Origin of the sequence: Micromonospora sp. NPDC092111 (genome assembly GCF_044755745.1) — a bacterium.
In the GTDB taxonomy this organism is placed as follows: Bacteria; Actinomycetota; Actinomycetes; order Mycobacteriales; family Micromonosporaceae; genus Micromonospora.
Genome location: NZ_JBIVRQ010000018.1, coordinates 32,102 through 56,190, shown reverse-complemented (window position 1 = coordinate 56,190; position 24,089 = coordinate 32,102). Strand labels below are relative to the sequence as shown.

General features: G+C 73.9%; 25 protein-coding genes. 12 read left to right on the top strand and 13 right to left on the bottom strand.

Annotation, left to right across the window (positions count from 1 at the left end; translation table 11 throughout):
• Positions 1–10: 10 nt before the first annotated feature.
• The 5 genes from ACIQG9_RS26000 to ACIQG9_RS25980 form a co-directional block, all read right to left on the bottom strand.
• A complete protein-coding gene (locus ACIQG9_RS26000; RefSeq protein ID WP_400407294.1) occupies positions 11–3,208 on the bottom strand; it encodes a UvrD-helicase domain-containing protein in 3,198 nt (1,065 codons plus the stop codon).
• A 94-nt stretch (positions 3,209–3,302) separates the two neighbouring features.
• A complete protein-coding gene (locus tag ACIQG9_RS25995; protein ID WP_400407291.1) occupies positions 3,303–4,550 on the bottom strand; it encodes a metallophosphoesterase in 1,248 nt (415 codons plus the stop codon).
• 10 nt (positions 4,551–4,560) lie between these two features.
• Complete coding sequence (locus ACIQG9_RS25990; RefSeq protein WP_400407288.1) at positions 4,561–4,806, bottom strand: MoaD/ThiS family protein; 246 nt, start codon at positions 4,804–4,806, stop codon at positions 4,561–4,563.
• A gap of 1 nt (position 4,807) precedes the next feature.
• Positions 4,808–5,821, bottom strand: coding sequence for a GTP 3',8-cyclase MoaA (gene moaA, locus ACIQG9_RS25985; protein WP_400407284.1), 1,014 nt, complete (start codon positions 5,819–5,821; stop codon positions 4,808–4,810).
• Positions 5,818–6,732 (bottom strand): fructosamine kinase family protein, encoded by a 915-nt coding sequence (locus ACIQG9_RS25980; protein WP_400407281.1) that lies wholly within the window; start codon positions 6,730–6,732, stop codon positions 5,818–5,820. The genes moaA and ACIQG9_RS25980 overlap by 4 nt, the downstream gene beginning before the upstream one ends.
• A gap of 162 nt (positions 6,733–6,894) precedes the next feature.
• Between ACIQG9_RS25980 and ACIQG9_RS25975 the strand changes: the two genes are divergently transcribed.
• From ACIQG9_RS25975 to ACIQG9_RS25960, 4 genes are all read left to right on the top strand, one after another.
• Positions 6,895–7,938, top strand: coding sequence for a DUF4192 domain-containing protein (locus ACIQG9_RS25975; RefSeq protein ID WP_400407278.1), 1,044 nt, complete (start codon positions 6,895–6,897; stop codon positions 7,936–7,938).
• Between the two features lie 71 nt (positions 7,939–8,009).
• Positions 8,010–8,603, top strand: coding sequence for a sugar O-acetyltransferase (locus tag ACIQG9_RS25970; RefSeq protein ID WP_400407275.1), 594 nt, complete (start codon positions 8,010–8,012; stop codon positions 8,601–8,603).
• The gene (locus ACIQG9_RS25965) at positions 8,600–9,175 is read left to right on the top strand and encodes a TetR/AcrR family transcriptional regulator (protein ID WP_400407271.1); all 576 of its coding nucleotides are present in this window, start codon (positions 8,600–8,602) and stop codon (positions 9,173–9,175) included. The genes ACIQG9_RS25970 and ACIQG9_RS25965 overlap by 4 nt, the downstream gene beginning before the upstream one ends.
• Entirely contained in the window at positions 9,172–10,365 is a 1,194-nt protein-coding gene (locus ACIQG9_RS25960; RefSeq protein ID WP_400407269.1) for an MFS transporter, read from the top strand. Before ACIQG9_RS25965 ends, ACIQG9_RS25960 begins: the two co-directional genes overlap by 4 nt.
• A gap of 74 nt (positions 10,366–10,439) precedes the next feature.
• On the opposite strand, the gene fdhD is transcribed toward ACIQG9_RS25960, so the two are convergent.
• On the bottom strand, positions 10,440–11,294 hold the full coding sequence (fdhD, locus tag ACIQG9_RS25955; RefSeq protein WP_400407266.1) for a formate dehydrogenase accessory sulfurtransferase FdhD: 855 nt from the start codon (positions 11,292–11,294) through the stop codon (positions 10,440–10,442).
• Between fdhD and ACIQG9_RS25950 the strand changes: the two genes are divergently transcribed.
• From ACIQG9_RS25950 to ACIQG9_RS25940, 3 genes are all read left to right on the top strand, one after another.
• A complete protein-coding gene (locus ACIQG9_RS25950) occupies positions 11,293–11,997 on the top strand; it encodes a molybdenum cofactor guanylyltransferase (protein ID WP_400407263.1) in 705 nt (234 codons plus the stop codon). The genes fdhD and ACIQG9_RS25950 overlap by 2 nt on opposite strands.
• On the top strand, positions 11,994–12,248 hold the full coding sequence (locus tag ACIQG9_RS25945) for a DUF6457 domain-containing protein (RefSeq protein ID WP_400407261.1): 255 nt from the start codon (positions 11,994–11,996) through the stop codon (positions 12,246–12,248). Before ACIQG9_RS25950 ends, ACIQG9_RS25945 begins: the two co-directional genes overlap by 4 nt.
• A gap of 150 nt (positions 12,249–12,398) precedes the next feature.
• Positions 12,399–13,502, top strand: coding sequence for a T3SS (YopN, CesT) and YbjN peptide-binding chaperone 1 (locus ACIQG9_RS25940; protein WP_400407259.1), 1,104 nt, complete (start codon positions 12,399–12,401; stop codon positions 13,500–13,502).
• Between the two features lie 18 nt (positions 13,503–13,520).
• On the opposite strand, the gene ACIQG9_RS25935 is transcribed toward ACIQG9_RS25940, so the two are convergent.
• Positions 13,521–13,979: an Lrp/AsnC family transcriptional regulator gene (locus ACIQG9_RS25935; RefSeq protein ID WP_400407256.1), complete on the bottom strand. Its 459-nt coding sequence runs from the start codon at positions 13,977–13,979 to the stop codon at positions 13,521–13,523.
• A 59-nt stretch (positions 13,980–14,038) separates the two neighbouring features.
• On the opposite strand from ACIQG9_RS25935, the gene ddaH reads away from it, so the two are divergent.
• Positions 14,039–14,872, top strand: coding sequence for a dimethylargininase (gene ddaH, locus ACIQG9_RS25930; RefSeq protein WP_400407254.1), 834 nt, complete (start codon positions 14,039–14,041; stop codon positions 14,870–14,872).
• A 60-nt stretch (positions 14,873–14,932) separates the two neighbouring features.
• Here the strand turns inward: ddaH and ACIQG9_RS25925 are convergent, their stop codons facing one another.
• Positions 14,933–16,147, bottom strand: coding sequence for an ABC transporter substrate-binding protein (locus ACIQG9_RS25925; protein ID WP_400407251.1), 1,215 nt, complete (start codon positions 16,145–16,147; stop codon positions 14,933–14,935).
• A gap of 77 nt (positions 16,148–16,224) precedes the next feature.
• Positions 16,225–17,022, bottom strand: coding sequence for an alpha/beta hydrolase family protein (locus ACIQG9_RS25920; RefSeq protein WP_400407249.1), 798 nt, complete (start codon positions 17,020–17,022; stop codon positions 16,225–16,227).
• Between the two features lie 251 nt (positions 17,023–17,273).
• On the opposite strand from ACIQG9_RS25920, the gene ACIQG9_RS25915 reads away from it, so the two are divergent.
• Positions 17,274–17,873, top strand: coding sequence for a bacterial proteasome activator family protein (locus ACIQG9_RS25915; RefSeq protein WP_400407246.1), 600 nt, complete (start codon positions 17,274–17,276; stop codon positions 17,871–17,873).
• 42 nt (positions 17,874–17,915) lie between these two features.
• Here ACIQG9_RS25915 and ACIQG9_RS25910 read toward each other — a convergent pair whose 3' ends face one another.
• The 3 genes from ACIQG9_RS25910 to ACIQG9_RS25900 all read right to left on the bottom strand — a co-directional run bounded on the left by ACIQG9_RS25910 (position 17,916) and on the right by ACIQG9_RS25900 (position 20,514).
• Positions 17,916–18,728 (bottom strand): HAD family hydrolase, encoded by an 813-nt coding sequence (locus ACIQG9_RS25910; RefSeq protein ID WP_400407243.1) that lies wholly within the window; start codon positions 18,726–18,728, stop codon positions 17,916–17,918.
• Complete coding sequence (locus tag ACIQG9_RS25905; RefSeq protein ID WP_400407240.1) at positions 18,728–19,549, bottom strand: HAD family hydrolase; 822 nt, start codon at positions 19,547–19,549, stop codon at positions 18,728–18,730. The genes ACIQG9_RS25910 and ACIQG9_RS25905 overlap by 1 nt, the downstream gene beginning before the upstream one ends.
• A gap of 224 nt (positions 19,550–19,773) precedes the next feature.
• On the bottom strand, positions 19,774–20,514 hold the full coding sequence (locus ACIQG9_RS25900) for a hypothetical protein (protein ID WP_400407237.1): 741 nt from the start codon (positions 20,512–20,514) through the stop codon (positions 19,774–19,776).
• Positions 20,515–20,677: 163 nt separating this feature from the next.
• Here ACIQG9_RS25900 and ACIQG9_RS25895 point away from each other — a divergent pair, with 163 nt between their 5' ends.
• From ACIQG9_RS25895 to ACIQG9_RS25885, 3 genes are all read left to right on the top strand, one after another.
• Positions 20,678–21,106 carry an OsmC family protein gene (locus ACIQG9_RS25895; RefSeq protein WP_400407234.1) on the top strand — a complete coding sequence of 143 codons (429 nt, stop codon included), beginning with the start codon at positions 20,678–20,680 and terminating at the stop codon, positions 21,104–21,106.
• Between the two features lie 667 nt (positions 21,107–21,773).
• On the top strand, positions 21,774–22,133 hold the full coding sequence (locus tag ACIQG9_RS25890; protein ID WP_400407231.1) for a metallopeptidase family protein: 360 nt from the start codon (positions 21,774–21,776) through the stop codon (positions 22,131–22,133).
• Positions 22,134–22,213: 80 nt separating this feature from the next.
• Positions 22,214–22,933 (top strand): AIM24 family protein, encoded by a 720-nt coding sequence (locus tag ACIQG9_RS25885; RefSeq protein WP_400407228.1) that lies wholly within the window; start codon positions 22,214–22,216, stop codon positions 22,931–22,933.
• Between the two features lie 195 nt (positions 22,934–23,128).
• On the opposite strand, the gene pheA is transcribed toward ACIQG9_RS25885, so the two are convergent.
• Positions 23,129–24,085, bottom strand: a complete 957-nt coding sequence (pheA, locus tag ACIQG9_RS25880) for a prephenate dehydratase (RefSeq protein ID WP_400407226.1) — start codon at positions 24,083–24,085, stop codon at positions 23,129–23,131.
• Between the last annotated feature and the right edge of the window lie 4 nt (positions 24,086–24,089).

Sequence of the window (24,089 nt, the reverse complement as noted above, 5' to 3'; positions counted from 1 at the left end):
ACGGAGGTGGTCAGATGAGGCGGAGTTGGCGGTCTCGGGGGCGACGTGGCTCGGCCTCACCGAACCGTTCGAAGAGCCCCGGGTCGACCACGTCCAGGAACGGCGACGGTCGGCAGTCCCGTTCCGTTCCGTGTCGTACCCGGCGGGCGGCGTGGCTGACGTAGAGCCGGTCCTGGGCGCGGGTCAGCCCGACGAAGAAGAGCCGCCGTTCCTCGGCGACCGCGTCGTCGTCCGGCGTCGAGCCGGGCCAGCGTAGCGGCAGCAGGCCGTCCTCCACGCCGACCAGGAAGACCACCGGGAACTCCAGTCCCTTCGCGGCGTGCAGGGTGAGCAGGGTGACCGCCTCGGCGCGCGGGTCCAGCGCGTCGACCTCCGCGCCGGTGGCGAGCTGGGAGAGGAAGAGTTCCAGGTCGTCGCCACAGCGGCGGGCCAGCGGGGCGAGCAGGTCCACCGCCGTGCGGACGTCCTCGGGGCGGACCATGCCGGAGCCGTCCAGGGTGGGGGCGGCGAACCGTTCGGCGAGCACCTGCCCGGCGAGGCGGACCCGGGCGGGCAGGCCACCGCCGAGGCCGTCGGCGTGCCGCAGCTCCCGGGCGATCGCGGTGACGCCGGGCCGGTCGCGGAGCCGGTCGTGCGAGCGCTTCTGCACCGGAATGTTGGCCCGGGTCAGGGCGTCCACGATCGGGGCGGCCTGCGAGTCGGTGCGGTAGAGCACCGCGATGTCGGAGAAGGACAGGGTGGTCGACCGGCCGTCGATCCGTCCCGAGTCCAGTGACCGGTGGGAGAGCCCGCCGACCAGGTCGTCGACGGTGCGTACCACGAAGTCGGCCTCGTCGGCGACGGACGCCGCCGGGTAGCGACCGACCAGCGGGGCCTCCGGGTCGAGCCGGGCCGGGTCGAGCCGGCGGCCCCGGACCAGCGACGACGGCGCGATGGCCTGGACGGCGGCGGCCAGGATCGGTGCCGACGACCGGTAGTTGCGGTTCAGCCGGACCAGCCGGGCGTCGGTGAAGTCCTCGGAGAAGCGCAGGAAGTAGCCGACGTCGGCGCCCCGGAACGAGTAGATCGCCTGGTCCGGGTCGCCGATCGCGCAGAGGTTGCCGTCGGCGGGGCTGAGCAGCCGCAGCAGGTCGTACTGGACGGCGTCGACGTCCTGGTACTCGTCGACGAAGATCCACCGCCACCGTTCGCGGTAGTCGCGGACCAGCTTCCGGTCGCCGTTGAGCAGCGCCACCGGCAGGGTCAGCAACTCGTCCAGGTCGACCAGGTCCTGCTTGCGCAGCAGCGCGGTGTACCGGGCCTGGTCGTCGCCGGCCTCCGCCCGGGCCGCCGAACGGTCGGCGTCGTCGGCGATCCGGAAGCCCTCGGGGAGCCCGGCCGCCCTGGCGTTCTCGCGCAGAATGGTCAGCCCGAGGGAGTGGAAGGTGCCGACGGTGACGTCCTCGGCCACCGGGCCGAGCAGCCCGTCGAGGCGGTGCCGCAGCTCCTCGGCGGCCCGCCGGGTGAAGGTGATCGCCAGGCACTGCTCGGGGAAGACGTTCAGCTCCGCGCAGAGGTACGCGATCCGGTGGGTCAGCGTCCGGGTCTTGCCGGTGCCCGGGCCGGCCACGATCAGCAGCGGGCCACCCGGCGCGGAGGCCGCCACCCGCTGCATCGCGTCCAGCCGGTCCAGCAGGCCGGTGCCCACCTCCTCCATGCCGGCGAGCATCGGCTCGAACGGCTCGTGCGGGGAGGGCGCGGGCGCGATCGGCGGAGGCGGCGGGGTCGGCGCGGGCTTCCGCCTCGGCTCGGCCTTCGCCGCCGCCGGGCGCTTGGCCTTCGGTTTCGCCGCCGGCTCCGGCGGGGTGCGCTGCGCCGGCACCGGTACGTCGAAGAGCGTCTCCTGCCCGGTCGACCCGCCGGCCCCGCCCAACTCGTCCGGGTCGAAGAGCGTGATCACGCCGTACTCGCCGTCGTAGCCGGGCATCCGGCGGACGTCGCCCCGGCGCAGCCGGCCGATGCCCTCGGCGAGCAGCTCCCCGCCGACCCGGCCGATCTCGTCGACCGGGGTGGTGGTCAGGATCTCCAGCTCCGGGCCGAGCGCCGCGACCAGCTCGTTGAGCTTCCCCTCGACCTTCTTGGACCGGGCGCCGACCTTGTTGATCTCACCGAGGATCTCGGCGAGCGGCACCAGGTGGGTCACCTCGCGGGCGTGCCCCGGGCGGTGCCCGGTCGGCCGGTCGGCCAGCTCCTCGATCCGGCTGAGGACGCCCACGGTCAGCGGCTTGCCGCACTCGGGGCAGCGTCCGCCGGCCGCCCGGGTCCGCTCCGGCGACCAGTTGACGCCGCAGAGCCGGTGCCCGTCGGCGTGGTACTTGCCCTCCTCGGGGAAGAACTCGATCGTCCCGGCCAGCCCGTCACCGGTACGCAGCGCGTCCCGGACGGCGAAGTAGTTCCGGTCGGTGGCGAAGACGGTGGCCTCCCGGGCCAGCGCCGGTGGGGAGTGCGCGTCGGAGTTGGAGACCAGCCGGTAGCGGTCCAGGCTGCCGACCCGCCAGTTCATCTCCGGGTCGGACGACAGGCCGGTCTCCACCGCGAAGACGTGCTCGGCCAGGTCGGCGTAGCAGTCGGCGATGGCGTCGAAGCCGGACTTGGAGCCGAGCGCGGAGAACCAGGGCGTCCAGATGTGCGCCGGCACCAGGTAGCCGTCTCCGCTGGCCTCCAGGGTGATCTCCAGCAGGTCGCGGGAGTCCAGGCCGAGGATCGGGCGGCCGTCCGAGCCGAGGTTGCCGATCCGCCCGAGCGCGGTGTTGAACCGGGCCACCGCGTCCAGGTCGGGCAGGTAGATCAGGTGGTGCACCTTGCGGGTCCGGTCGTCCCGCTTGTAGATGGTGGAGATCTCCACGCTCAGCATGAACCGGACCGGGTCGGCCTCCGCCGCGTCGGCCAGCCGGGGCGGCAGCCGCCGGGCGATGTCCCGCTCGGCCTCGGCGCTCAGCCGGTAGAGGCCGGGCTCGGCCGGGTGCAGGGTCTCCCGCAGGTGGTCGTACCAGGCGGGATGGGTGAAGTCCCCGGTGCCGAGCACGCCGATGCCCTTGCGCCGGGCCCACCAGCCGAGGTTGGGCAGGGTGAGATCGCGGCTGCACGCGCGGGAGTACTTCGAGTGGATGTGCAGGTCCGCGACGAACGGCGGGACGCCACCGGGGGAAGCGGCGCTGAACGGAGGCACGCCGCATCCTGTCACGGCCGGTCCACTACCCGCCCGCCGCCACGCGTACGCGTGACCTGAGCAATCCGGTGCTGGACTCCGCCGGCCGGGCGCGCTATGGGGCGCGCAGCTCGACGAGGGTCACCTGCGGCGGGGCGCCGACCCGCACCGGCGGGCCCCAGAAACCGGCCCCGTTGGTGACGTAGACCTTCGTGCCGTCGACCTCGCCGAGGCCGGAGACCACCGGCTGCTGGAGCTTGACGGCCAGGTTGAACGGCACCATCTGGCCGCCGTGGGTGTGCCCGGAGAGCTGGAGGTCGACGCCGAACTTCGCCGCCTCGTACGCGGCCACCGGCTGGTGGGCCAGCAGCACCACCGGGCGGGCGGGATCGCGGTCGCCGAGCGCGGCGGCGTAGTCGGCGGGAGCGGCGAGGCCGGTGCCGTCGGCGGTGGCGTCGTTGACCCCGGCCAGGTCGAGCACCCCGCCCCGGGCCCGGATCTCCTGCCGCTCGTTCTGGAGCACCCGCAGGCCGAGCCGGTCGACCTCGCGTACCCACTCCTCCACCCCGGAGTAGTACTCGTGGTTGCCGGTGACGAAGAAGCTGCCGTACCGGGAGCGCAGGTCACGCAACGGCTCGGCGGCCTCGCCCAGCTCGGCGACCGAGCCGTCGACCAGGTCACCGACGACCGCGACCAGGTCGGCGTCCAGCCGGTTGATCATCGCGACGATCCGCTCGGTGTGCTTCCGGCCGCGCAGCGGCCCGAGGTGGATGTCGGAGACGGTGGCGATGCGCAGGCCGTCCATGCTGCGGGGGAGCTTGGCCAGCGGGACGCGTACCCGGTCGAGCTGCGGCGGACCCATCGCCGTGCGGACGCCGTACCCGGTGATCCCGGCGGCGGTGAGGCCGGCGAAGATCGCCGCCCCCCGGGCGAGCAGCAACCGGCGGGACGCGTCGTGGTCGGGCGGGTCCACCGGCTCGGCGGCCGGCGGGTCGGCGCTGCCGGCCGCACCGACCAGCACCGGCTCCGGTGCGGCCGTGGTCGCCTCGGCGGCGGTGGTGCGGCGGCGCAGCACCAGCCTCGCCACCGCCATTGGCGCTTCCAGCAGCAGCAGGACGACCAGCAGGTAGAACATCACCGCGAGCCAGAGGTAGCCGGGCCAGGCCAGCCAGAACGCGCCGGCCACCCGGGTGCCGGCCATCGTCGCCGGGACGAGCAGCGCCAGCACCAGCGCGACGACCGTGCCGACCCGCCGCCACCGACCCGGGCCGGTGGTGTCCTTCACCAGCCGCTTCCACAGGTAGAGGTGGATCAGCCCGGTGATCAGCGCCAGCGTGCCCACGAACGCCAGAATCGCCAACACGCCAGCCTCCTCAGCCGCCCGCGAAGGGGGGCAGCACGTCGATCGTGGCCCCGGCCGGCAGCGGTGTCTGACGATCATGACAGGTCCCGCCGTCGACCAGGAAACTCGCGACCTGGAGCACGGCGGCGAGTCGGGGGCCGTGCCGGTGGGCGAGTTCGTCGAGGAGGTCGTCCAGGGACCGGCCGGCGGGCGCGGCCTCCTCGCGGCGGCCCGCGGCGGCCCGGGCCCCGGCGAAGTAGCGGACGGTGACCTCCACGTCAGCCTCCGATCGCCGACATGGGGCGGGCGGGTTGCAGGAAGGTCGGGTCGTCGATGCCGTGCCCGGCCCGCTTGCCCAGGGTGGCGGCCCGCCAGCGCCGGGCCAGGTCGGCGTCGTCCGCGCCGGCCCGCAGCGCGCCGCGCAGGTCGGACTCCTCGGTGGCGAAGAGACAGTTGCGGACCTGGCCGTCGGCGGTGAGCCGGGTGCGGTCGCAGTCGCCGCAGAACGGCCGGGTCACCGACCCGATCACCCCGACCCGGGCCGGTCCGCCGTCGACCAGCCACGTCTCGGCGGGCGCCGCGCCCCGCCCGGCCGGGTCGGCGGTCAGGGTGAACTCCCTGGCCAGCGAGGTGAGGATCTCGTCGGCGGTGACCATCGTCGTACGGTCCCAGCCGTGCTGGGCGTCCAGTGGCATCTGCTCGATGAACCGCAGCTCGTAGCCGTGGTCGACGGCGAAGCGCAGCAGCGCGGGCGCCTCGTCCTCGTTCACCCCGCGCATCAGCACCGAGTTGACCTTGACGGGGGTGAGCCCGGCGGTGGCCGCGCCGGCCAGGCCGGCGAGCACGTCGGCCAGCCGGTCCCGCCGGGTCAGCGCGGCGAACCGCTCCCGGTCCAGGGTGTCCAGCGACACGTTCACCCGGTCCAGCCCGGCGTCCCGCAGCGCCGGGGCGAGCCGGTCGAGCCCGAGGCCGTTGGTGGTCAGCGAGATCCGGGGGCGGGGGTGGAGGGCGGCCACGGCGGCGACGATGCCGACCAGCCCGGGGCGGATCAGCGGCTCACCGCCGGTGAACCGCACCTCGGTCACCCCGAGCCGCCGCACGGCGACCCGGACCAGCCGGACGATCTCGTCGTCATCGAGCAACCGGGGCCCGGCCAGCCAGGGCAGCCCCTCCGCCGGCATGCAGTAGGTGCAGCGCAGGTTGCACTTGTCGGTCAGCGACACGCGCAGGTCCCGGGCGACCCGGCGGTACCGGTCGACGAGGCGGCCGTCGGTCGTCGGGGCGGCGGTCATCGGTCGACCGTAGCGCGGTCGGTGCCGCGCAACGCGGCCCGGGCGGCTCCGGCGACCGCCTCGCGGTAGGCCGCCCCGAACAGCGCGGTGTGCACGAGCAGCAGGTGCAGTTGGTGCAGCGGCACCCGGGCCCGCCAGCCGTCGGTGAGCGGCCACACCTCCTGGTAGCCGGCCAGGATCCGGTCGTGGTGCGGCGGGCCGCCGAAGAGCGCGAGCTGGGCCAGGTCCGTCTCCCGGTGGCCGCCGTGCGCGGCCGGGTCGACCAGCCAGACCCGGTCGTCGTCGCCCCAGAGCAGGTTGCCCGGCCAGAGGTCGCCGTGCAGCCGGGCCGGCGGCTCGTCGCCGCCGACCTCGCCGATCCGGGCCATCACCTGTTCGACCAGCGCGGCCTCCGGGCCGCCGAGCGCGCCGCCGTCGACCGACATCCGCAGGTACGGCAGGAGCCGCCGCCGGGCGAACCAGTCCGGCCACGGCCCGTCGTCGGGGGTGTTGTCCTGGGGGAGCGCGCCGATGAAGCCGGGCCACCGTGCGCCGAACGTGGGCGCGCCGGCCCGGTGCGTCCCGGCCAGCTCCCGCCCGAACCGCTCGGCTGCCTCCGGCGTCGGCTCGCCCGGGTCGACCCAGTCGAGCGCCAGCAGCTCCGGCAGCGCCACCACCACCTCCGGTACGGCCACCGCGCCGGCCTCCCGCAGCCAGCGCAGCCCGGCGGCCTCGGTGGCGAAGAAGCCCTCCGGCACCGGCCGGTCGGCCCGCTCCGGCCAGGTCTTGGCGAAGACCGAATGCCCGTCGTCCAGGGTCAGCCGGGAGGCGGCGCAGCTACTCCCGCCGGCCACCGGTGTCTCCCGGATCCGCTGGTGGGTCAGGAAGGTGGGCAGGTGCTCCGGGTGCGCCCGCAGGTACGCCAGGTCCATCAGCGCAAGGTAGCCGCTTCCGCCGGCCCCGGTGGGCCAGGTCGTCAGCTCACCCCCTTGCGAAACGCGGGGACCTGCATCAACACTCTCCGTATCTGTGGATGACCGGAGTGTCGTCCACAGGGTCTGTCGGCCGGTTCCCGGGCGTCGCAGGCTGCCGGCATGAACGCGACCGACCGTCCCCGGCTCACCGTCCGCTCCCCTGCCGACCTGATCGCCGCCGTGCCGTACCTGCTCGGCTTCCACCCCACCGACAGCGTCGTGGTGGTGGCGATGCGCGGCCGGCGGATCGTCTTCGCCGCCCGCGCCGACCTGCCCGACCGGGGCACCGATCCGGAGCTGCCCGCCCGGCATCTGGGCGACGTCCTCAGCCGGCAGGACGCCGAGTCCGCCACCGTCGTCGGGTACGGCCCGGCCGGGCGGGTCACCCCGGCGGTCGACGCCGTCCGGGCGGCCCTGGCCGCCGCCGGGCTGGCTGTGCTCGACGCGCTGCGGGTGACCGACGGCCGGTACTGGTCGTACCTCTGCGCCGAGCCGGAGTGCTGCCCACCCGACGGCAACCCGTACGACGCGGGTGCCAGCCAGGTCGCCGCCGCCGCCGTCTTCGCCGGTCAGGTGGCGCTCCCCGACCGGGCGGCGCTCACCGCCCAGGTGACCCCCGCCGAGGGGGTCGACCGGGCCGCGATGCGCCGGGCCGGCGACCTCGCCGAGCGACGGCTGCTCGGCCTGCTGGAGTCGGCCCCCGCCGACGACGTGCTCGGCGGCGACACCGTCCGGTCGGCCGGCGTGGCGGCGGTACGGGCGGCGCGGCGTCGGCACCGTCGGGGCGAGCCGCTGACCGACGACGAGGTGGCCTGGCTGACGCTGCTGCTGACCCACCTGCCGGTCCGGGACCACGCGTGGGAACGCACCGACGGTCGGGAGGCGGACATCGCCCTCTGGGCGGAGGTGCTGCGCCGGGCCGAGCCGGAGTTGATCGCCGCGCCGGCCAGCCTGCTCGCCTTCGCCGCCTGGCGGGCCGGGCAGGGGGCGCTCGCCGCCGTGGCACTGGAACGGGCGCTGGCCGCCCACCCCGACTACACCCTCGCCCAGATCCTCGACGACCTGCTCCGGCGCGGTGTGCCGCCGGCCGAACTGGACGGCTGGCCGGCGGTGGGGGAGGTGGGCGTGGTGCGCCGACGGCGGCGTACCCGCCGCCGGCGTTGAGCGGCCGAGCCCTCGGCGACACCGGACAGCACCGTTGCGTACGATCGTCCGTACTGCGTACGATCGTACGCATGAGTTCTCTTGATCTTGTGGAGGATGACCCGCGATCCATGCGGGAGCGCATGCTCGCCGGCGACCTCTACCGGGGTGCCGACCCGGAACTGGAAGCCGAGATGCGTCGGGCGATGGTGTTGACCACGGCGTTCAACGACAGCGATCCGCGAGACTCCGAGGGCCGCCGGGCGCTGCTGGAGCGGCTGCTGGGATCACTCGGCGCCGAGGTGGAGATCCGTCCCCCCTTGCAGGTCGACTACGGTGCCCACCTCCACATCGGCGCCCGGACGTTCGTCAACTTCGGGCTGATGGCCCTGGACGTGGCGCAGATCCGCATCGGTGCGGATGTGCTGATCGGTCCGAACGTGCAGTTGCTGACGCCGACCCATCCGATCGACCCGGAGCTGCGCCGCGCCAAGTGGGAGGCGGCCCTGCCGATCACGATCGGCGACAACGTGTGGATCGGCGGCATGGCGGTGATCTGTCCCGGTGTCACCATCGGTGACAACTCGGTGATCGGCGCCGGCGCGGTCGTCACGAAGGACATTCCCGCCGACGTGGTGGCCGTGGGTAACCCCGCTCGGGTCATCCGGTCGGTCCACGACAGATGACCGGGCAGCGGCCGGCCGGGAGGGTCCGCCGCCGGTACGAGCCGGATCGACGCCAACGGCTGGTGGAAGTCACGCTGGACGTCATCGCCGAGCACGGTGTGGCCGGAACGACCCACCGGCGGGTGGCTGCCGCCGCCGACGTGCCGCTGGGGTCGGTCACCTACCACTTCGCCAGCCTCGAACATCTTCTGACGTCGGCCTTCACCCACCTGGCGGAGACGGCCGCGGCGGCGTTCGACGCGCAGTTGGCGGCGATCGAGCCGGGGACCGACGCCCGCCCGAAGGTCGTCGACGCGATGTTGGCCGATCTGGCCGACAACCAGCGCAGCGCCGTCCTCGCCTACGAGTTGTACGCCGCGGCGGCCCGCAACCCCCGACTCCGGGTGATCACGCAGGCGTGGATGGACAGCACCCGCCGTTCGCTCCGGCGACACTTCGATCCCGACACCGCGGAGGCACTCGACGCGCTGATCGAAGGGCTGATCCTGCACGCGACGCTGTCCACCCGACCGGTCGACGCGGAGAAGCTCAGGGACTCGGTCCGTCGTCTCGTACCGGGGACGGTCGGATGACCGCCCGCCCCGTCGAGGCACCCGGCAGGTCCCCGGTACGCGCCGCCACCATGGCGGTGTACCTGGCCTTCAGCAGCGGCGGGTTCATCTTCGCGACCTGGGCGGCCCGCATCCCGAGCGTCAAGGCGCAGCTCCAGTTGAACCCGCAACAGTTGGGATTGCTACTGCTCGCCCTGCCCATCGGGTCGATGGTGTCGCTGATGGTGGCGGGACCGTTCGTGGTGCGCGCCACACCCCGCCACGCGGTGGCCGCGGCCAGCCTGACCAGCGCGGTCGGGCTCTGCCTGGCCGGCATCGGCGCGCAGGGCACGTTGGCCCTCACGGCCGGCGGGCTGGCGCTGCTCGGGCTGAGTACCGGCATCTGGGACGTGGCGATGAACGTCGAGGCCGCCACCGTCGAGCAGCGCACCGGTACGTCGATCATGTCCCGGTTCCACGCCGCCCTGAGCGCCGGAACCGTCCTCGGTGCGGGCTTCGCCGCGGCCTGCATCGAGCTGCACGTCCCGGTCGTCGCCCACCTGGCGGGCGTCGCGGTCCTCGTCGCCGTGGCGGTGCCCCTGTCCACCCGGGGCTACCTGGCCGTGGACACCCGGCCGTCCGCGCACCGCCCGACCCGCGATGCCCTCCGTGCCTGGACCGAGCCCCGCACCCTCGGCCTCGGCATCTTCGTGCTGAGCATGGCGTTCTCCGAGGGCACCGGCAACGACTGGCTCGCGTCCGCCATGATCGAGGGTCATCACACCTCGGTGGCCGCCGGCTCCCTGAGCTTCGCGACGTTCGTCGCCGCGATGACCCTCGGCCGGTGGTTCGGGCCGCCGCTGGTCGACCGGCACGGTGCGCGGCTCGTCACCCGCGCGAGCGCGGTCCTCGCCATAGCCGGCCTCGCGATCACGATCCTCGGTCCGCACGAGCTGCTGGCCCTGTTCGGTGTCGTCGTCTGGGGGCTGGGCACCGCGATGGGATTTCCGCTCGGCATCAGCGCGGCGGCCGACGATCCGGGCCGCGCAGCCATCCGCGTCGGCGTCATCTCCTCCATCGGCTACACGGCCTTCCTGGCCGGGCCTCCACTGCTCGGCTTCCTGGCGAACCACGTCGGCATCCTGCGCTCACTGTCCGTCACCATGGGCGTGCTCGCGGTCGGTCTGCTGTTCACCGCAAGCTTCGGGAAGGCCGGGAGCCGGGAGCCGTAGGGCCGGACCTGGGCGGGTGAGTCCGCCGTCCGGACTTGGCGTCGGGGAAGGTGCGGCCGGCCGGTCGCGGGGGGTCAGGGCGTGACGCGCTGCGTACCGGTGTAGACGTTCATCGTCCGGCCGCGCAGGAAACCGACCAGCGTCATGCCCGCCTCGTCGGCCAGCTCGGCGGCGAGGGTGCTCGGCGCGGAGACCGCCGCCAGCAGCGGCACCCCGGCCATCCACGCCTTCTGGGTCAGCTCGAAGCTGGCCCGGCCGGAGACCAGCAGCAGGTGCCCGGTGAGCGGCAGCCGGCGCTGCCGTACCGCCCAGCCGACCACCTTGTCGACCGCGTTGTGCCGGCCGACGTCCTCGCGCAGCACGACCAGCTCGCCGTCCGGGGTGAACAGGCCCGCCGCGTGCAGGCCGCCGGTGCGGTCGAAGGCGCGTTGTGCCGCCCGCAGCCGGTCGGGCAGCTCCGCCAGCAGCTTCGCCGGCACGGTGAGCGGATCCGCCGCGACGGCGAACCGGGACCGGGTCCGCACCGCGTCGATGCTGGCCTTCCCGCAGACCCCGCAGGAGCTGGTGGTGTAGAAGTTCCGGGTCGGGTCGGTGGCCGGCTCCGGTACGCCGGGGGCGAGCACCACGTCGACCACGTTGTAGGTGTTCGGGGTCTCCGCGCCGGCACAGAGCTGGGCGGTGCGCACGTCCGCGTCGGTGCGGATCAGCCCCTCGGTCAGCAGGAAACCGATCGCCAGGTCGAGATCGTCGCCGGGGGTGCGCATGGTCACCGCCAACGGGCGACGCCGCCCCGGACCACCGGGCCCGACCCGGATCTCCAGCGGCTCCTCCACCGACAGGGTGTCCGGACGGCGCAGCGCGACCCGCCCGTCGTCCGCCGCGTCGAGGTCGATCCGCAGCACGATCCGCCGGTCAGTCGCCCGTCCCATGCCGCCATCCTGCCCCGCCCGGCCGGCCACCCGCACGGCGACGGCCACCGTACCGTCCCTGCCGACGGGTGCAGACCGTACCGGCCGGAGTCGCTACGGTGACCGGGTGACGGCGTACGCGGCGGTGCTGCTGGCCGGCGGGGCTGCCCGCCGGATGGGCGGGCGGGACAAGCCGGCGGTGCCGGTGGCCGGTCGGCCGATGCGCGACCGGGTGCTCGCCGCGGTGGCCGACGCCGCGCCCCGGGTGCTGGTCGGCCCGGCCGGGTCGCTCCCCGACGACGTCCTGGTCACCCGGGAGGAACCGGCCGGCGGCGGTCCGGTGGCCGCCACGGCGGCCGGGCTCGCCCTGCTCCACCCCGGTACGACCGTCGTCGCCCTGCTCGCCGCCGACCTGCCGCTGCTCACCCGGCCGGCGGTGGGCACCCTGCTCGCCGCCCTGACCGGCGGGGCGGACGGGGTGTGCCTGCTCGACGACGGGGGCCGGCGGCAGCCGCTCTGCGGGGTCTGGCGGGTGGCGCCACTGCGCGCCGCGCTCGACCGGGTGGCGGCCCGCCGCGCCGGCACCCTCGACGGGGCGTCGATGCGGGAACTCCTCGGCGAGCTGACGGTGCGGGACCTGGCCTGGTCCGGCGACGGCCCACCGCCCTGGTTCGACTGCGACACTGACTCGGACGTACGTCGGGCGGAGGAGTGGACGCGATGACGGTGATGGACGACTGGGTCACGGCGGCCTGCGCCGAGCTGGGGCTGGACCCGGCCGAGGTGTCGGTGCCGACCGTGCTGGACCTGACCAGGGACGTCGCCCACCAGGTGCTGCGGCCGGGCGCTCCGGTCGCCGCGTACCTGCTCGGGGTGGCGGTCGGTCGGGGCGCGGACCCGGCGGCTGCGGCGTCCCGGCTCAGCGGGCTGGCCGCCACCTGGCCGGTGGAGCTGGGCGGTGACCGCCCCGACTGACCGGCCTCGGCGGGGCGGTCCGGTTCCCGCGCCGGGGAGCGCGGCCGACGCCCGGTACGACCGGTGTCGCCGGTGCTGTCCGATCCCGGTCGCGGCGGATTCGCTTTTCCGGCCGTCTGGGTAGGGTGACCTTGACGGACGGAGGCGATCATGACGGCAGACCACCCCTCGATGCCGACCGGTGAGCAGTCCGGCACCTCGCCGGAGCACCACGAGTCGGTCCTGCTGGACGAGCCGAGCACGGCCGACCTGCGGGCCAAGGTCACCGAGGCGTGGCGGGAGTTCGCCCGCGCGCTGGCCGAGCGGCTGCGGTCGCTGCCCACCGGGGCGCACCTCGAACTGACCCTGGACCCGACCGCCTCCGGTACCGGGGACGCCGTCTACTCGATCAGCGTGGACGTCGGCGAGGGCGGTCGGCTCTCCGCGCGGGCGGTCGGCAACGCCACCCTGCCGCAGGGCTACCGGCTGGACCGGTCCGCCGTGGCCGACATGATCGCGCTGGGCTGGTCACCGCCCGGGGTGGTGGCGGGCTCCGGCGAGCAGTTCGGGCTGGACGGGTCGACCGGGGACGCCAGCAAGCTGGCCGGGCTGCTCTCCCGCACCCTGCGGGACGTCTACGGCGCGCCGCACCCGGCCTTCCTGGTCTACGTCAGCGCGGACGCCGAGGGTGAGCCGCTGCCGATCGACCCGCTCGGCACCGCGCGCAGCGAGTTCGGCCCGGACGGGGACGTCGAGGCCGACCTGGACGAGGCGCTGGCCGCCGCGGCGGGCGCCCAGAACGGCGAGAACGACGTGCTGGCCCTGGAGGAGCGGGTCCGGACGGTCGTCTCGACCATGCTGAAGTCGGCGTCCGACCAGCTCCAGGTCGACTCCGACGGGGACATCAACATCCGGGCCGGCTCGGCGATGGTCTTCGTCCGGGTCCGGGACAACCCGCCCCTGGTCGACGTCTTCTCCCCGGTGCTGACCGAGGTCGAGCCGACCGAGCGGCTGTACGTGAAGCTCTCCGAGCTGACCAACCGGATGCCGATCGGCCGGCTCTACTGCGCCGACGACACCGTCTGGGCGTCCATCCCGGTCTTCGGTCGCAACTTCCAGGCCACCCACCTGATGCTGGCGGTGCAGGTGATGACCGGGCTCGCCGACGAGCTGGACGACCGGCTGCACGGCGAGTTCGGCGGCAAGCGCTTCTTCGGCGAGGGTGACAAGCCGGGCCGGGGCGACGCCGAGCACCGGACCGGCATGTACCTCTGACGAGCGGTCCCGGGCGGGTCAGCCCGTGGACGGGCCGACGCCCGGCGACTCGACCAGCCGGGAGAGCACGATGGTGCTCCGGGTGGAGGTGACGAAGGACTCCGCCCGGAGCCGTTCCAGGGCGTCCTCCAGGTGGGAGATGTCGGCGGCCCGCAGGTGCACCAGCGCGTCGGCCTCTCCGGAGACGGTGTAGGCGCCGACCACCTCGGGGTGCCGCCGGGCGGCCACCCCGATCTGCGCGGGGGTGGTCCGGCCGGCGCAGAACAGCTCGACGAACGCCTCGGTGGTCCAGCCGACGGCGGCCGGGTCGACCACCGCGGTGAAGCCCCGGATGACCCCGGCGGCGCGCAGCCGGTCCACGCGCCTTTTGACCGCTGGTGCGGAGAGTGACACCCGGGTTCCGATGTCCGCGTACGAGGCGCGAGCGTCCGCCACGAGCAACGCAATGATTCGCTGGTCTACCGCGTCTATCTGCAACGTTCCGCCTCTGGGAAGCAATGGTTCTGGCTGTTACCAAAGTTCTACGCTACCTACTCTTGGTCACCGTGAACCAGCAGCGAGTCCCGCGAAAGCGGACATACCTCATGTGCTCCCCGGAGCACTTCGCGGTCGAGTACGCCATCAACCCGTGGATGGACGTCACCACGTCCGTCGACGCGGCACTGGCGGTCAAGCAGTGGGACCGGCTGCGGGAGACGCTGCTGGGTCTCGGCCACGAGGTGCACCTGCTCACCCCGGAGGCCGGGCTGCCGGACATGGTCTTCGCGGCCAACGGTGCCTTCGTGGTGGACGGGACGGCCTACGGCGCGCAGTTCAAGCACGAGCAGCGGACCGCCGAGGCCGCCGCGCACCGGGCGTTCTACCAGGAGCAGGGCTGGCAGTTCATCGCGCCGAGCGAGACCAACGAGGGGGAGGGCGACTTCGCCTACCTGCCGGAGGCGCACGGCGGCCTGATCCTCGCCGGGCACGGCTTCCGCACCGAGCTGCCGGCGCACGCCGAGGCGCAGGAGGCGCTCGGCCGGCCGGTGGTGTCGCTGCGCCTGGTCGACCCGCGCTTCTACCACCTGGACGTGGCGCTCGCCTCGATCGACGACGGCAACGTCGTCTACTTCCCGGGGGCCTTCTCGGCGGCCAGCCAGCGGGTGCTCACCCAGCTCTTCCCGGACGCGGTGCTCGCCGACGACGAGGACGCGCTGGCCTTCGGCCTCAACCTGGTCAGCGACGGGGCGAACGTCGTGCTCAACAGCGAGGCGACCCGGCTGGCCGGGAAGCTCAAGGCGGCCGGGTACACCCCGGTGCCGGTGGAGCTGGCCGAGCTGAAGAAGGGCGGCGGCAGCGTCAAGTGCTGCATCGCCGAACTGCGGCACTGAGCGGACCAGCAGAAAGGGCCGGCCTCCCGAGCGGAGACCGGCCCTTCGTGTCGTACCGGCTCAGCCGAGCGTGGCGATCTCGTTGATCAGGACGTTGGAGAGCAGCCGGCCGTCGAACTGCACCTTGCGCAGGTACCACTTCTGCTGCGGGGTACGCGGCTGGTTGAACTGCCACGCCCCGCGCGGGCTGTCGATCTGGCCGATCTTGCCGAGGGCCAGGTTGACCTGCTGCGGGTTGGGCTCGGCGCCGGCCAGCCGGATCGCCTTGTCCAGCACCTGTGCGGCGTCGTACGAGGCCATCGCGTAGGTGGTGGGGGATACGTTGTACGTCTTGCGGTACGCGGAGGCGAAGAGCCGGTTGGCGTTGTTGTTCAGGTCGGCGGAGTAGTTCAGCGAGGTCTGGATGGTGCCGGCCTTGAGGCTGTCGTCCGCGTTGACCAGCGTCGAGCGCAGGTCGGCCAGGATGTTGCCCTCGGTGAGGAAGCCGGGCGCGTAGATGTCGCCGAACCAGCGGTTGCGGCGCAGTTGCCGGATGAACTGCGCCCCGGCCGCCCCGGAGTAGAAGCAGAAGATCGCGTCCGGCTGGCGGTTGAGGGCCTGCCGGATGTCGGCGTCGTAGGCGTCCTCGCCGGGGCTGGTGGCGGCGGTGGTGAGGATCGGCTGGCCGATCATCCGGGGGTCGTCGGCGCCGAAGCCGTCACGGAAGCCCTGGATCACGTCGAGGCTGGCGGTGCCCTCCGGGGCGATGATCGCGATCCGGCTGCCGGCGGGCAGGGTCCGCCGCAGGTACGACCCGAGTGCCCGACCCGGCTCGTCCAGCACGTACGACGTGCGCCAGATGTAGACGACGCTCTGCAGGCTGGGCGGGGAGGCGTTGGACCCGATCAGTGGCACCCGGGCCTTCTCCACGGCGTCGCGGATGCCGGACATCACGGTCGGGTTGACCACCCCGGTCATGGCGAGCACGTTCTGGGCGAGCAGCTTGTCGACGGCGGCCTGGCCGGTCTTGGCGTTGTCGCCCTCGTCCACCGGCACCACCGTGACCGGGTGCCCGCCGAACTGCTGCCCGTTCATCGCCAGGTAGAGCTGGAAGCCGTTCTCGATGTCCTGGCCGATCGCCTTGCCGGGGCCGTTCTCCGGCCTGATCAGCCCGATCTTGATCGGGGCTCCCGCCGACGGCGTCTCGGGGTCGTCCGTGCCGCAGGCGGCGGCCAGTCCGGTCGTACCGAGTGCGGCCAGCAGTTGCAGGGCCCGCCTGCGGTTCATCTGCGACACCGAGATCCTTCCGGGAGCATTGCCGGGCGTCACCGCCCCTCCGGCGTTCTACCTGGTCGGCGACGCTGCGTCAATGGCTATTGATCGTCCAGCAGGGACTGCAACGCACCTCTTACCTCGGGCCAGACCGCCGAGAGCGGGTCGATGAGCCCGAAGTGCTCGCATTCCCGCAGCTCAACGAGGGTTACCGGGGATCCGGCGGCGCGCGCCGCCGCCGCGTACGACCGGCTGACCGCCACCGGCACCTGCCGATCCTCCACGCCGTGCAATATCACCGTCCGTATCCGCGAAGGCACTGAACTTCGTGGATCGGCTGCCGCGTACCGGTCCGGGTACTCGGCCGGGCCGCCGCCGAGCAGCGCGGCCACCGCCCCGGAGTCCAGGTCCAGCCGGTACGCCTCGGCCAGGTCGGCGACCGGTGCCAGCGCCAGCACCCCCGCCACGGTCGCCGGGGCGTGTGCCGCGACGTGCAGCGCGAGGTGCCCACCCGCCGAGTGCCCCAGCAGCAGCGGTGGCCCCCCGGCCACCTGCCCTGGCAGGGCGCGGGCGGCCAGCTCGGGCAGGGCCGCCACCCCGGCCCGTACGTCGGTGAGGGTGCCCGGCCAGCCGCCCCCGGGCTGGCCGGTGCGCCGGTATTCGAGCTGGGCCACCGGCCAGCCGAGGCCGGCCAGCGCGGCGGCGAGCGGGCCGGTGTGGGTGCGGTCGTACTCGGCCCGCCAGAAGCCGCCGTGCAGCACCGCCACCAGCGGCCGGGCCGGGCCGTCGCCGGCTGGCCGGCGCAGGTCGACGAGCTGCTCCGGGTGGTCGCCGTAGGCGACGGTCAGGTCCGGGGGCGGGGCGGGGCGGGTGAGCACGGCGCGCGGGTCGGCGGGCATGCCGGCGACGGTATCGCGCCGCTGGCCCGGTGGGATCCCCTGGTCGTGGCGCCGTGCGGTGTACGGCGTGGGCCCGGGGCGACCGCCGCGTACCTCAGCCGGCCCGGCAGCACGGCCGTGGGCGGGGCGCGGCGGCCGGCTGGTCCGTGGGCCGTCGGTGCCCGGCCGGTTCGCGTCCACGTCCGGGCCGGTCGGCCGATCGTGGGCCGGGTGGTGGTCCGGGCGCGTGCGGCGGGAACCGGTGGGTAAAGATGGGTGCCATGACCGAAGCGCACTCCGCTGGACAGAACGACGAGCCGGGCCGCGAGGACGGACACTCGGGCACCGTGGTGGTGGTCGGCCCGGACGGCCGCCCGGTCGGCACCGTGCAGACCGACGAGGCCGGCGAGGACCCGACCCGCCTGGTCGAACAGCCGGCCAAGGTGATGCGGATCGGCAGCATGATCAAGCAGTTGCTGGAGGAGGTCAAGTCGGCCCCGCTGGACGACGCCAGCCGGCACCGGATGCGCGAGATCCACGAACGGTCGATCGTCGAGCTGAAGGAGGGCCTCGCCCCCGAGCTGCGCGAGGAGCTGGAGCGGCTGTCGCTGCCCTTCGCCGAGGACCAGGCGCCCAGCGAGGGTGAGCTGCGGATCGCCCATGCCCAGCTCGTCGGCTGGCTGGAGGGGCTCTTCCACGGCATCCAGGCCGCCCTGGTGGCCCAGCAGATGGCCGCCCGGGTGCAGTTGGAGCAGATGCGCTCCGGCCGGCCCGCGCTGCCCAGCGGCCCCGGCGGGATGATCCCCGGGATGCCGGGGATGGGCCAGCAGCCCGGCACCGGCGAGGGTCACAACACCGGCCAGTACCTCTGACGCGTCGGGGCGTCGGGCGTCCGCCCGACGCCCCGCACCCGCTCAGCCCACCCCGAAGACCTTCTCCAGGTACGTCGCCACGCCGTCGGCGGTGTTCGCCCCGGTCACCTCGTCGGCGATCTCCAGGACGGCGGGGTGCGCGTTCGCCACCGCCACCGCCCGGCCGGCCCAGGTCAGCATCGGTACGTCGTTGGGCATGTCACCGAAGGCGAGCACGTCCCGCTGGTCCACGCCCAGCCGGGCCGCGTACCAGGCCAGGCCGGCCGCCTTCGTCACCCCGGCGGCGGAGATCTCCACCAGCCCGCTGTACGACGAGTGCGTCGCCTCGGCCAGCCCCTCCAACGCGCCGGCGACCACCTGGACGAAGGTGTCCGGGTCCTGCTCACCGGCCCGGACCAGCAGCTTCACCGCCGGCACCGACGACAGCTCCTCGGGCGACTCGACTGCCCGGATGGCGTCGTGGTCGGCGTCCCAGCGCAGCGGGTAGTGCGCCTCGTGCCGCATCTCCCGGCTGTCCACGATCTCCACCGCGAAGCTCACCCCGGGCACCGCCGCCCGCAGCCGCCGGGCCACCTCGGCCAGCAGTTCCGGGGCGAGCGGGTCGGCCCGCAGCACCCGGTCGGTGTCCGGGTCGTACACCACCGCGCCGTTGGCGCAGATCGCCGGCAGCGGCGCGGCGAGCTGGTCGTACACGAGGGTGAGCCAGCGGATCGGACGGCCGGTGACCAGCACGACCGGCGTGCCGGTCGCGGCGATCCGGGCCAGCACCGCGGCGGTGCGGGCGCTGAGCGTCCGGTCGTCGCCCAGCAGGGTGCCGTCGATGTCGGTGCCGACCAGCCGTGGTGTCTCGCCCATCACCGGGACAGTAGTCGGTCGAGGTAGACCGCCACCCCGTCGTCGTCGTTGCGCAGGGTCACCTCGTCGGCGGCGGCCCGCACCTCGGGATGGGCGTTCGACACGGCCACCCGGGACCAACCGGCCCAGGCGAACATCGGCAGGTCGTTCGGCATGTCGCCGAAGACCAGCACGTCCGCCGGGTCGACGCCGAGCTGGTGGGCGACCACGCTCAGGCCGCTGGCCTTGTCCACCCCGGGCGGGCAGATCTCGACGAACCCGAGGCCGGCCTGGGTGAGGGTGGCCACCTGCGGCGGAACGATCCGGCGGGCGGCGGCCAGCAGCTCGTCCACGTGGTGGTCGGCGGTCCGGATGAACGCCTTGATCACGTCGCAGGACAGGCACTCGGCGCGGCTGCGCGCCTCGAACCGGTCCTGGTACGGCCAGGACGGGTGGTAGTCGCCCCACAGCGGCGCGTCGTGCTCGTCGGACGCCTCGACCATGACGGTGAGCGGGCCGACGGTGGCCTCCAGGTCGGCCAGCAGCCGGGCCAGCACCTCGCCGGGCAGGCGCTCGTCGCGCAGCACCACCGGGCCGGCCGGGTCGCTCTGGTCCACCACGCAGCCGCCACCGGCCATCACCAGGAAGTCGGCGGCCCGGATGTCGTTGCGGGTCAACTCCTTGAGCCGGGGGCCGCGGCCGGTGGCGCCGACCACCGGAATGCCGGCGGCCCGCACCCGGTCGAGCACCCCATGGGTGTACGCCGACACGGTCTCGTCACTGCGCACCAGCGTGCCGTCGAGGTCGGTGGCGATGAGTTTGGGCAGTCCCGGGCGGGTCATCGTTCCTCCTTGCCCGCCGCCGTCCGTACCGGTCATCCGACCCGGTGGGACGGCGGGCAGCAACCGTACCTCGCGGAACGGGTCGCAACCATGGCTTCCCGGCGAATCGGATGCCAACGCCCGATGACGGGCGGACCGCCGCCCACCCGTACGGTGAGCTGGCAGCTCAGGGGCCGGCTGGTCGCCGGTGCTCAGCCCTGGTCGCGGCACGGTCGGCGCGACGGTCAGCCCTGGTCGTGGCGGGCGAACGGCACGGTCGGCGCGACGGTCAGGTCGGCGGGCGCGGGCGGCCGGTCCGCCGCTCCGGCGCGGTACGGTGCGTCCGGTTCCATCCCGGCCGGATCCTCGTCGTCCGGCCGGTCCTGGTACGCGGCCAGGTCCTCGGCGGCATCGGCTGGCCGCCGGGCGGCGGTGAGCAGCGCGGCCCCGAGTAGCGCGGCGGCGGCAAAGGCCATCACCAACCCCCGGCCGTAGTCCACCCGGAACCCGTCCTCCGGCGAGTAGAACAGCGCCCGTTGGCCCGAGTCGTCCAGCGAGAAGGCGGTGGCGGTGAGCAGGGCCAGCAGCGCGCCCGCCACGGCCAGGCCGGCCACCCGGGCGTCGTGCCGGACCGCCGGGCGACCGCGCAGGGCCAACGCCACCGCTCCGGCGAGCAGCAGCAACCCGATCAGGTACGCCACCCCGAAGCCGCCCACCTCGGCCACCCCGCCCGGCACCCGGATGGTGCCGCTGCCCTCCGGCCCGCCGTTCGGGACGGTCATCACCAGCCACTCCCCGACCAGGGACGCCATCGCGGCGACCGCGCCGAGCAGGGCCAGCACCGGGGGCAGCCGCCGGTCCCGGCCGAGGGTGGCCGTCCACCGCCCGAACCGGCCATCCGTCGGGCGCTCGGCGGTGCCCCACTCCAGTGCCGAGGTGCCGTCCGAGCGGTCGTCCTGTCGCGGGATGGGGAGATCCTGGGACATCGGCCACCTTCCGCGTCGCGGGCCTGACCCGCATCATCCCACGACGGTCGCCCCCGGTCCGGGATCCGTCGAGCGACCTGGCCGGGTCGTCGGCGTACTCCCTGGACGCCCGGTCGCTCCGGGTCGGTCGCCGCGGGGCGGGGTTTCGACTAGCGTTCGGAGCATGCCTATCCGTACCGCTTCCGCACGTTGGCAGGGCAACCTCACCGAGGGCGCCGGGACCGTCCGTACCGGCAAGGGCGGGCTGGAGGGGAACTACTCCTTCAAGTCACGCTTCGAGGAGGGCGAGGGGACGAACCCGGAGGAGCTGATCGGCGCCGCCCACGCCGGCTGCTTCTCGATGGCCCTCTCCAAGCAGCTCGCCGACGCCGGTGCGTCCGGCACCTCGGTGGAGACCACCGCCAAGGTGCACTTCGACAAGACCGACGCGGGCATGACCGTCACCCGGATCGACCTGGAGACCGTCGGCCAGGCCCCGGGCCTGGACGAGGCCCAGTTCACCAAGCTCGCCGAGGCCGCCAAGGAGAACTGTCCGATCTCCCGGCTGCTCTCCCCCGGCGCGCAGATCAGCCTTACCGCCCGCCTCGCCTGACCGTCCCGGCCGGCGCCCGACCGGCCTCTCATCAACCCTTCTAGCGCTGTCCGGTCCGGTCCGCTGTCCGGTCCGGTCCGCTGTCCGGTCCGGTCCGCTGTCCGGTCCGGTCCGCTGTCCGGTCCGGTCCGCTGTGCGGCCCGGTGCCGGCTGGCGTCCGCGCTGTCGGGCCCGGTAGTGCTGGTCGGGGCGGCGTCGGCACTCCCGGCCGATATCCCTGAAGCTGGGCGTCGGCCCGTGCGTCCGGTCCGTGCAGGCACGAACCGGTACGGGACCGGACCGCCCTGATCCGCAACACCAGCGGCCACCCGGGCCCCATGATCGTGCTCGATCCTGGTTGTAGTGGCATCCGGCCGACTGGGAGACCACTACAACCAGGATCGAGCGTGATCTTCGCCCAGACTCGCGTGCAGGGCCGCGACTCCGGGCGGGCCAGCCTCGGTGGGTTCGGCCCCGGGTGGCGGTCCGCCTGCCCCGCCCTGGGCGGGTTCGTCCTGGATGGGTTCGGGCCCCGGGCGGGGTCCGGCCCGTGTAGGGCTCCCGGGGTGGATCCGTCGGCCCCGGGGCGGCCCCGGGGCGACCCGGAGCGGTCAGGGGCGGTCAGGGGCGGTCAGGGGCCGTCGGGTGGGCCGGTGTACTGGGAGGGGTGGGCGGCTGGTCGGGCAGAATGGGCGGCGTGCCCGTCGAGATGAGCCGTGAGCGCTTCGAGGAGCTGGTGGGTGAGGCCCTCGACGAGGTGCCCGAGGAACTACTCAGGCTGATGAGCAACGTGGTCATCCTGGTGGAGGACCACCCGCCGCCCGGTGAGGACCTGCTCGGCCTCTACGAGGGGCATGCGCTGACCGACCGGGGCTGGGACTACTCCGGCGTCCTGCCCGACCGGATCTTTATCTACCGTCATCCGATCCTGTGGATCTGTGACACCGAGGACGACGTGGTCGACGAGGTGGCGGTGACCGTGGTGCACGAGATCGCCCACCATTTCGGCATCGACGACGAGCGGTTGCACGCGTTGGGCTGGGGCTGAGGCCCCGCTCGGCTGATGCCACCCGTTGCGCTGTTCACCTACCCTCCGGGAGAGCACACCCCGAATCAGGAGGGAATCCCATGCGCAGCGCGCTGTTCTCCGCGGAGAACCTGGAGAAGGAGTCCGCCCAGCCCGGCATGCGGCTGCAGAACTCCAAGATGCTCAAGATCGAGCTGAACGGCGAGGCGATGGCCCGGGTCGGCTCGATGGTCGCCTACCAGGGGCAGGTGCAGTTCCAGGCGCTGGGCTCCGGCGGCATCGGCAAGTTCATCAAGCAGCGGCTGACCGGTGAGGGTGTGCCGCTGATGAAGCTCACCGGCCACGGCGACGTCTTCCTGGCCGACCTGAGCAAGGACGTGCACATCATCGACCTGGAGCCGGGCGACGCGCTGTCGATCAACGGTTCCAGCGTGCTGGCCTTCGACTCGACCCTGTCGTACGACATCAAGATGGTCGGCGGCGCGGGGATGGCCTCCTCGTCCGGGCTGTTCAACTGCGTCTTCACCGGCTACGGCCGGATCGCCATCACCACCAAGGGCACCCCGGTGGTGCTCAACGTCGACGCCCCCACCTACGTCGACCCGCAGGCGGCGGTGTGCTGGTCGGCCAACCTCCAGACCGGCTACCACCGGGCCGAGCAGCTCGGCCTGGGCACGCTGCTCGGCCGCAGCACCGGCGAGGCGTTCACCATGAGCTTCGCCGGCCAGGGCTTCGTCGTGGTCCAGCCGTCGGAGGAGCCGCCGGTCCAGGGCAGCGGCACCCAGCAGCAGGGCGGCCTACTCGGCGGCCTGATGAGCTGACCCACATCCGCCGGGGCGCCCACCCGGGCGTCCCGGCCCGGCGTCAGCTCAGCTTGCCGGCCCGCCTGCGGGCGTCCCGGCCCGGCGTCAGTTCAGCTTGCCGGCCCGCCTGCGGGTGTCCCGGGTCGCGTCAGTTCAGCTTGCCGGCCCGCATCGGTGGCCTGGGCGCGCAGGGCCGGGCGTCCCGGGCCGGTGTCAGCTCAGCTTGCCGGCCCGCAGCCGGCCCAGCCAGGCCGCCGCGTCGGTGTAGTCGGCGTCGGAGAGCCCGGCCGGCGCCGGGACCGGCCGGTCACCCGCCCCGTCGGCCCAGCGGTGCCGGGGGTACGACCCGAGGAAGCGCACCGCGGCGCAGACCCGGCGCAGCCCCTGCAACGCCTCGCCGAGCCGGACGTCCGCCACGTGGCCGGTGCAGTCGAGGAAGAAGACGTACCGGCCGAGCGCCTCACCGGTGGGACGGGACTCGATCCGGGTCAGGTTGACCCCCCGTACGGCCAGCTCCATCAGCACCGACAGCAGGGCACCCACCCGGTCGTGGGCGATGTAGACGGCCAGCGAGGTGACGTCGTCCCCGGTCGGTGGGGGTGGCGGGCCGGGGCGGGTCACCAGCGCGAAGCGGGTCACCGCGTCCGGATGGTCGGCGATCTTGTCGGCGAGCAGCGCCAGCCGGTGCCGGGCCGCGCCGATCGGGGCGCAGATCGCCGCGTCGTACTCGCCCGTCGCCGCTCCGGCCGCCGCCGCGCCGTTGGAGAGCACGTCGACCACCGTCGCGTCGGGCAGGTGGTCGCGGAGCCAGTTGCGGCACTGGGTGGATGCCTGCGGGTGGGCCGCCACACTGCGCACCCCGCCCAGGCTGGTGCCCGCACGGGCACCGAGCACGAACTCCACCGGCAGGATCACCTCACGGGTGATCACCAGCGGATCCCCCTCGGCCAGCTCGTCCAGGGTCACCCCGACCGCCCCGCCGATCGAGTTCTCCATCGGCACCAGGGCCGCGTCGGCATCGCCGGCCCGGACGCTGTCCAGCGCCTCGCCGACGCTGCGGGCGGGGGTGCGGCTGCCGTGCTCGGCGGCGGGGACGGTACGCAGCGCCTGTTCGGCGAAGGTGCCCTCGGGGCCGAGGTAGACGTAACGGGTCGGCGGTGTTCCGGGCATGTCG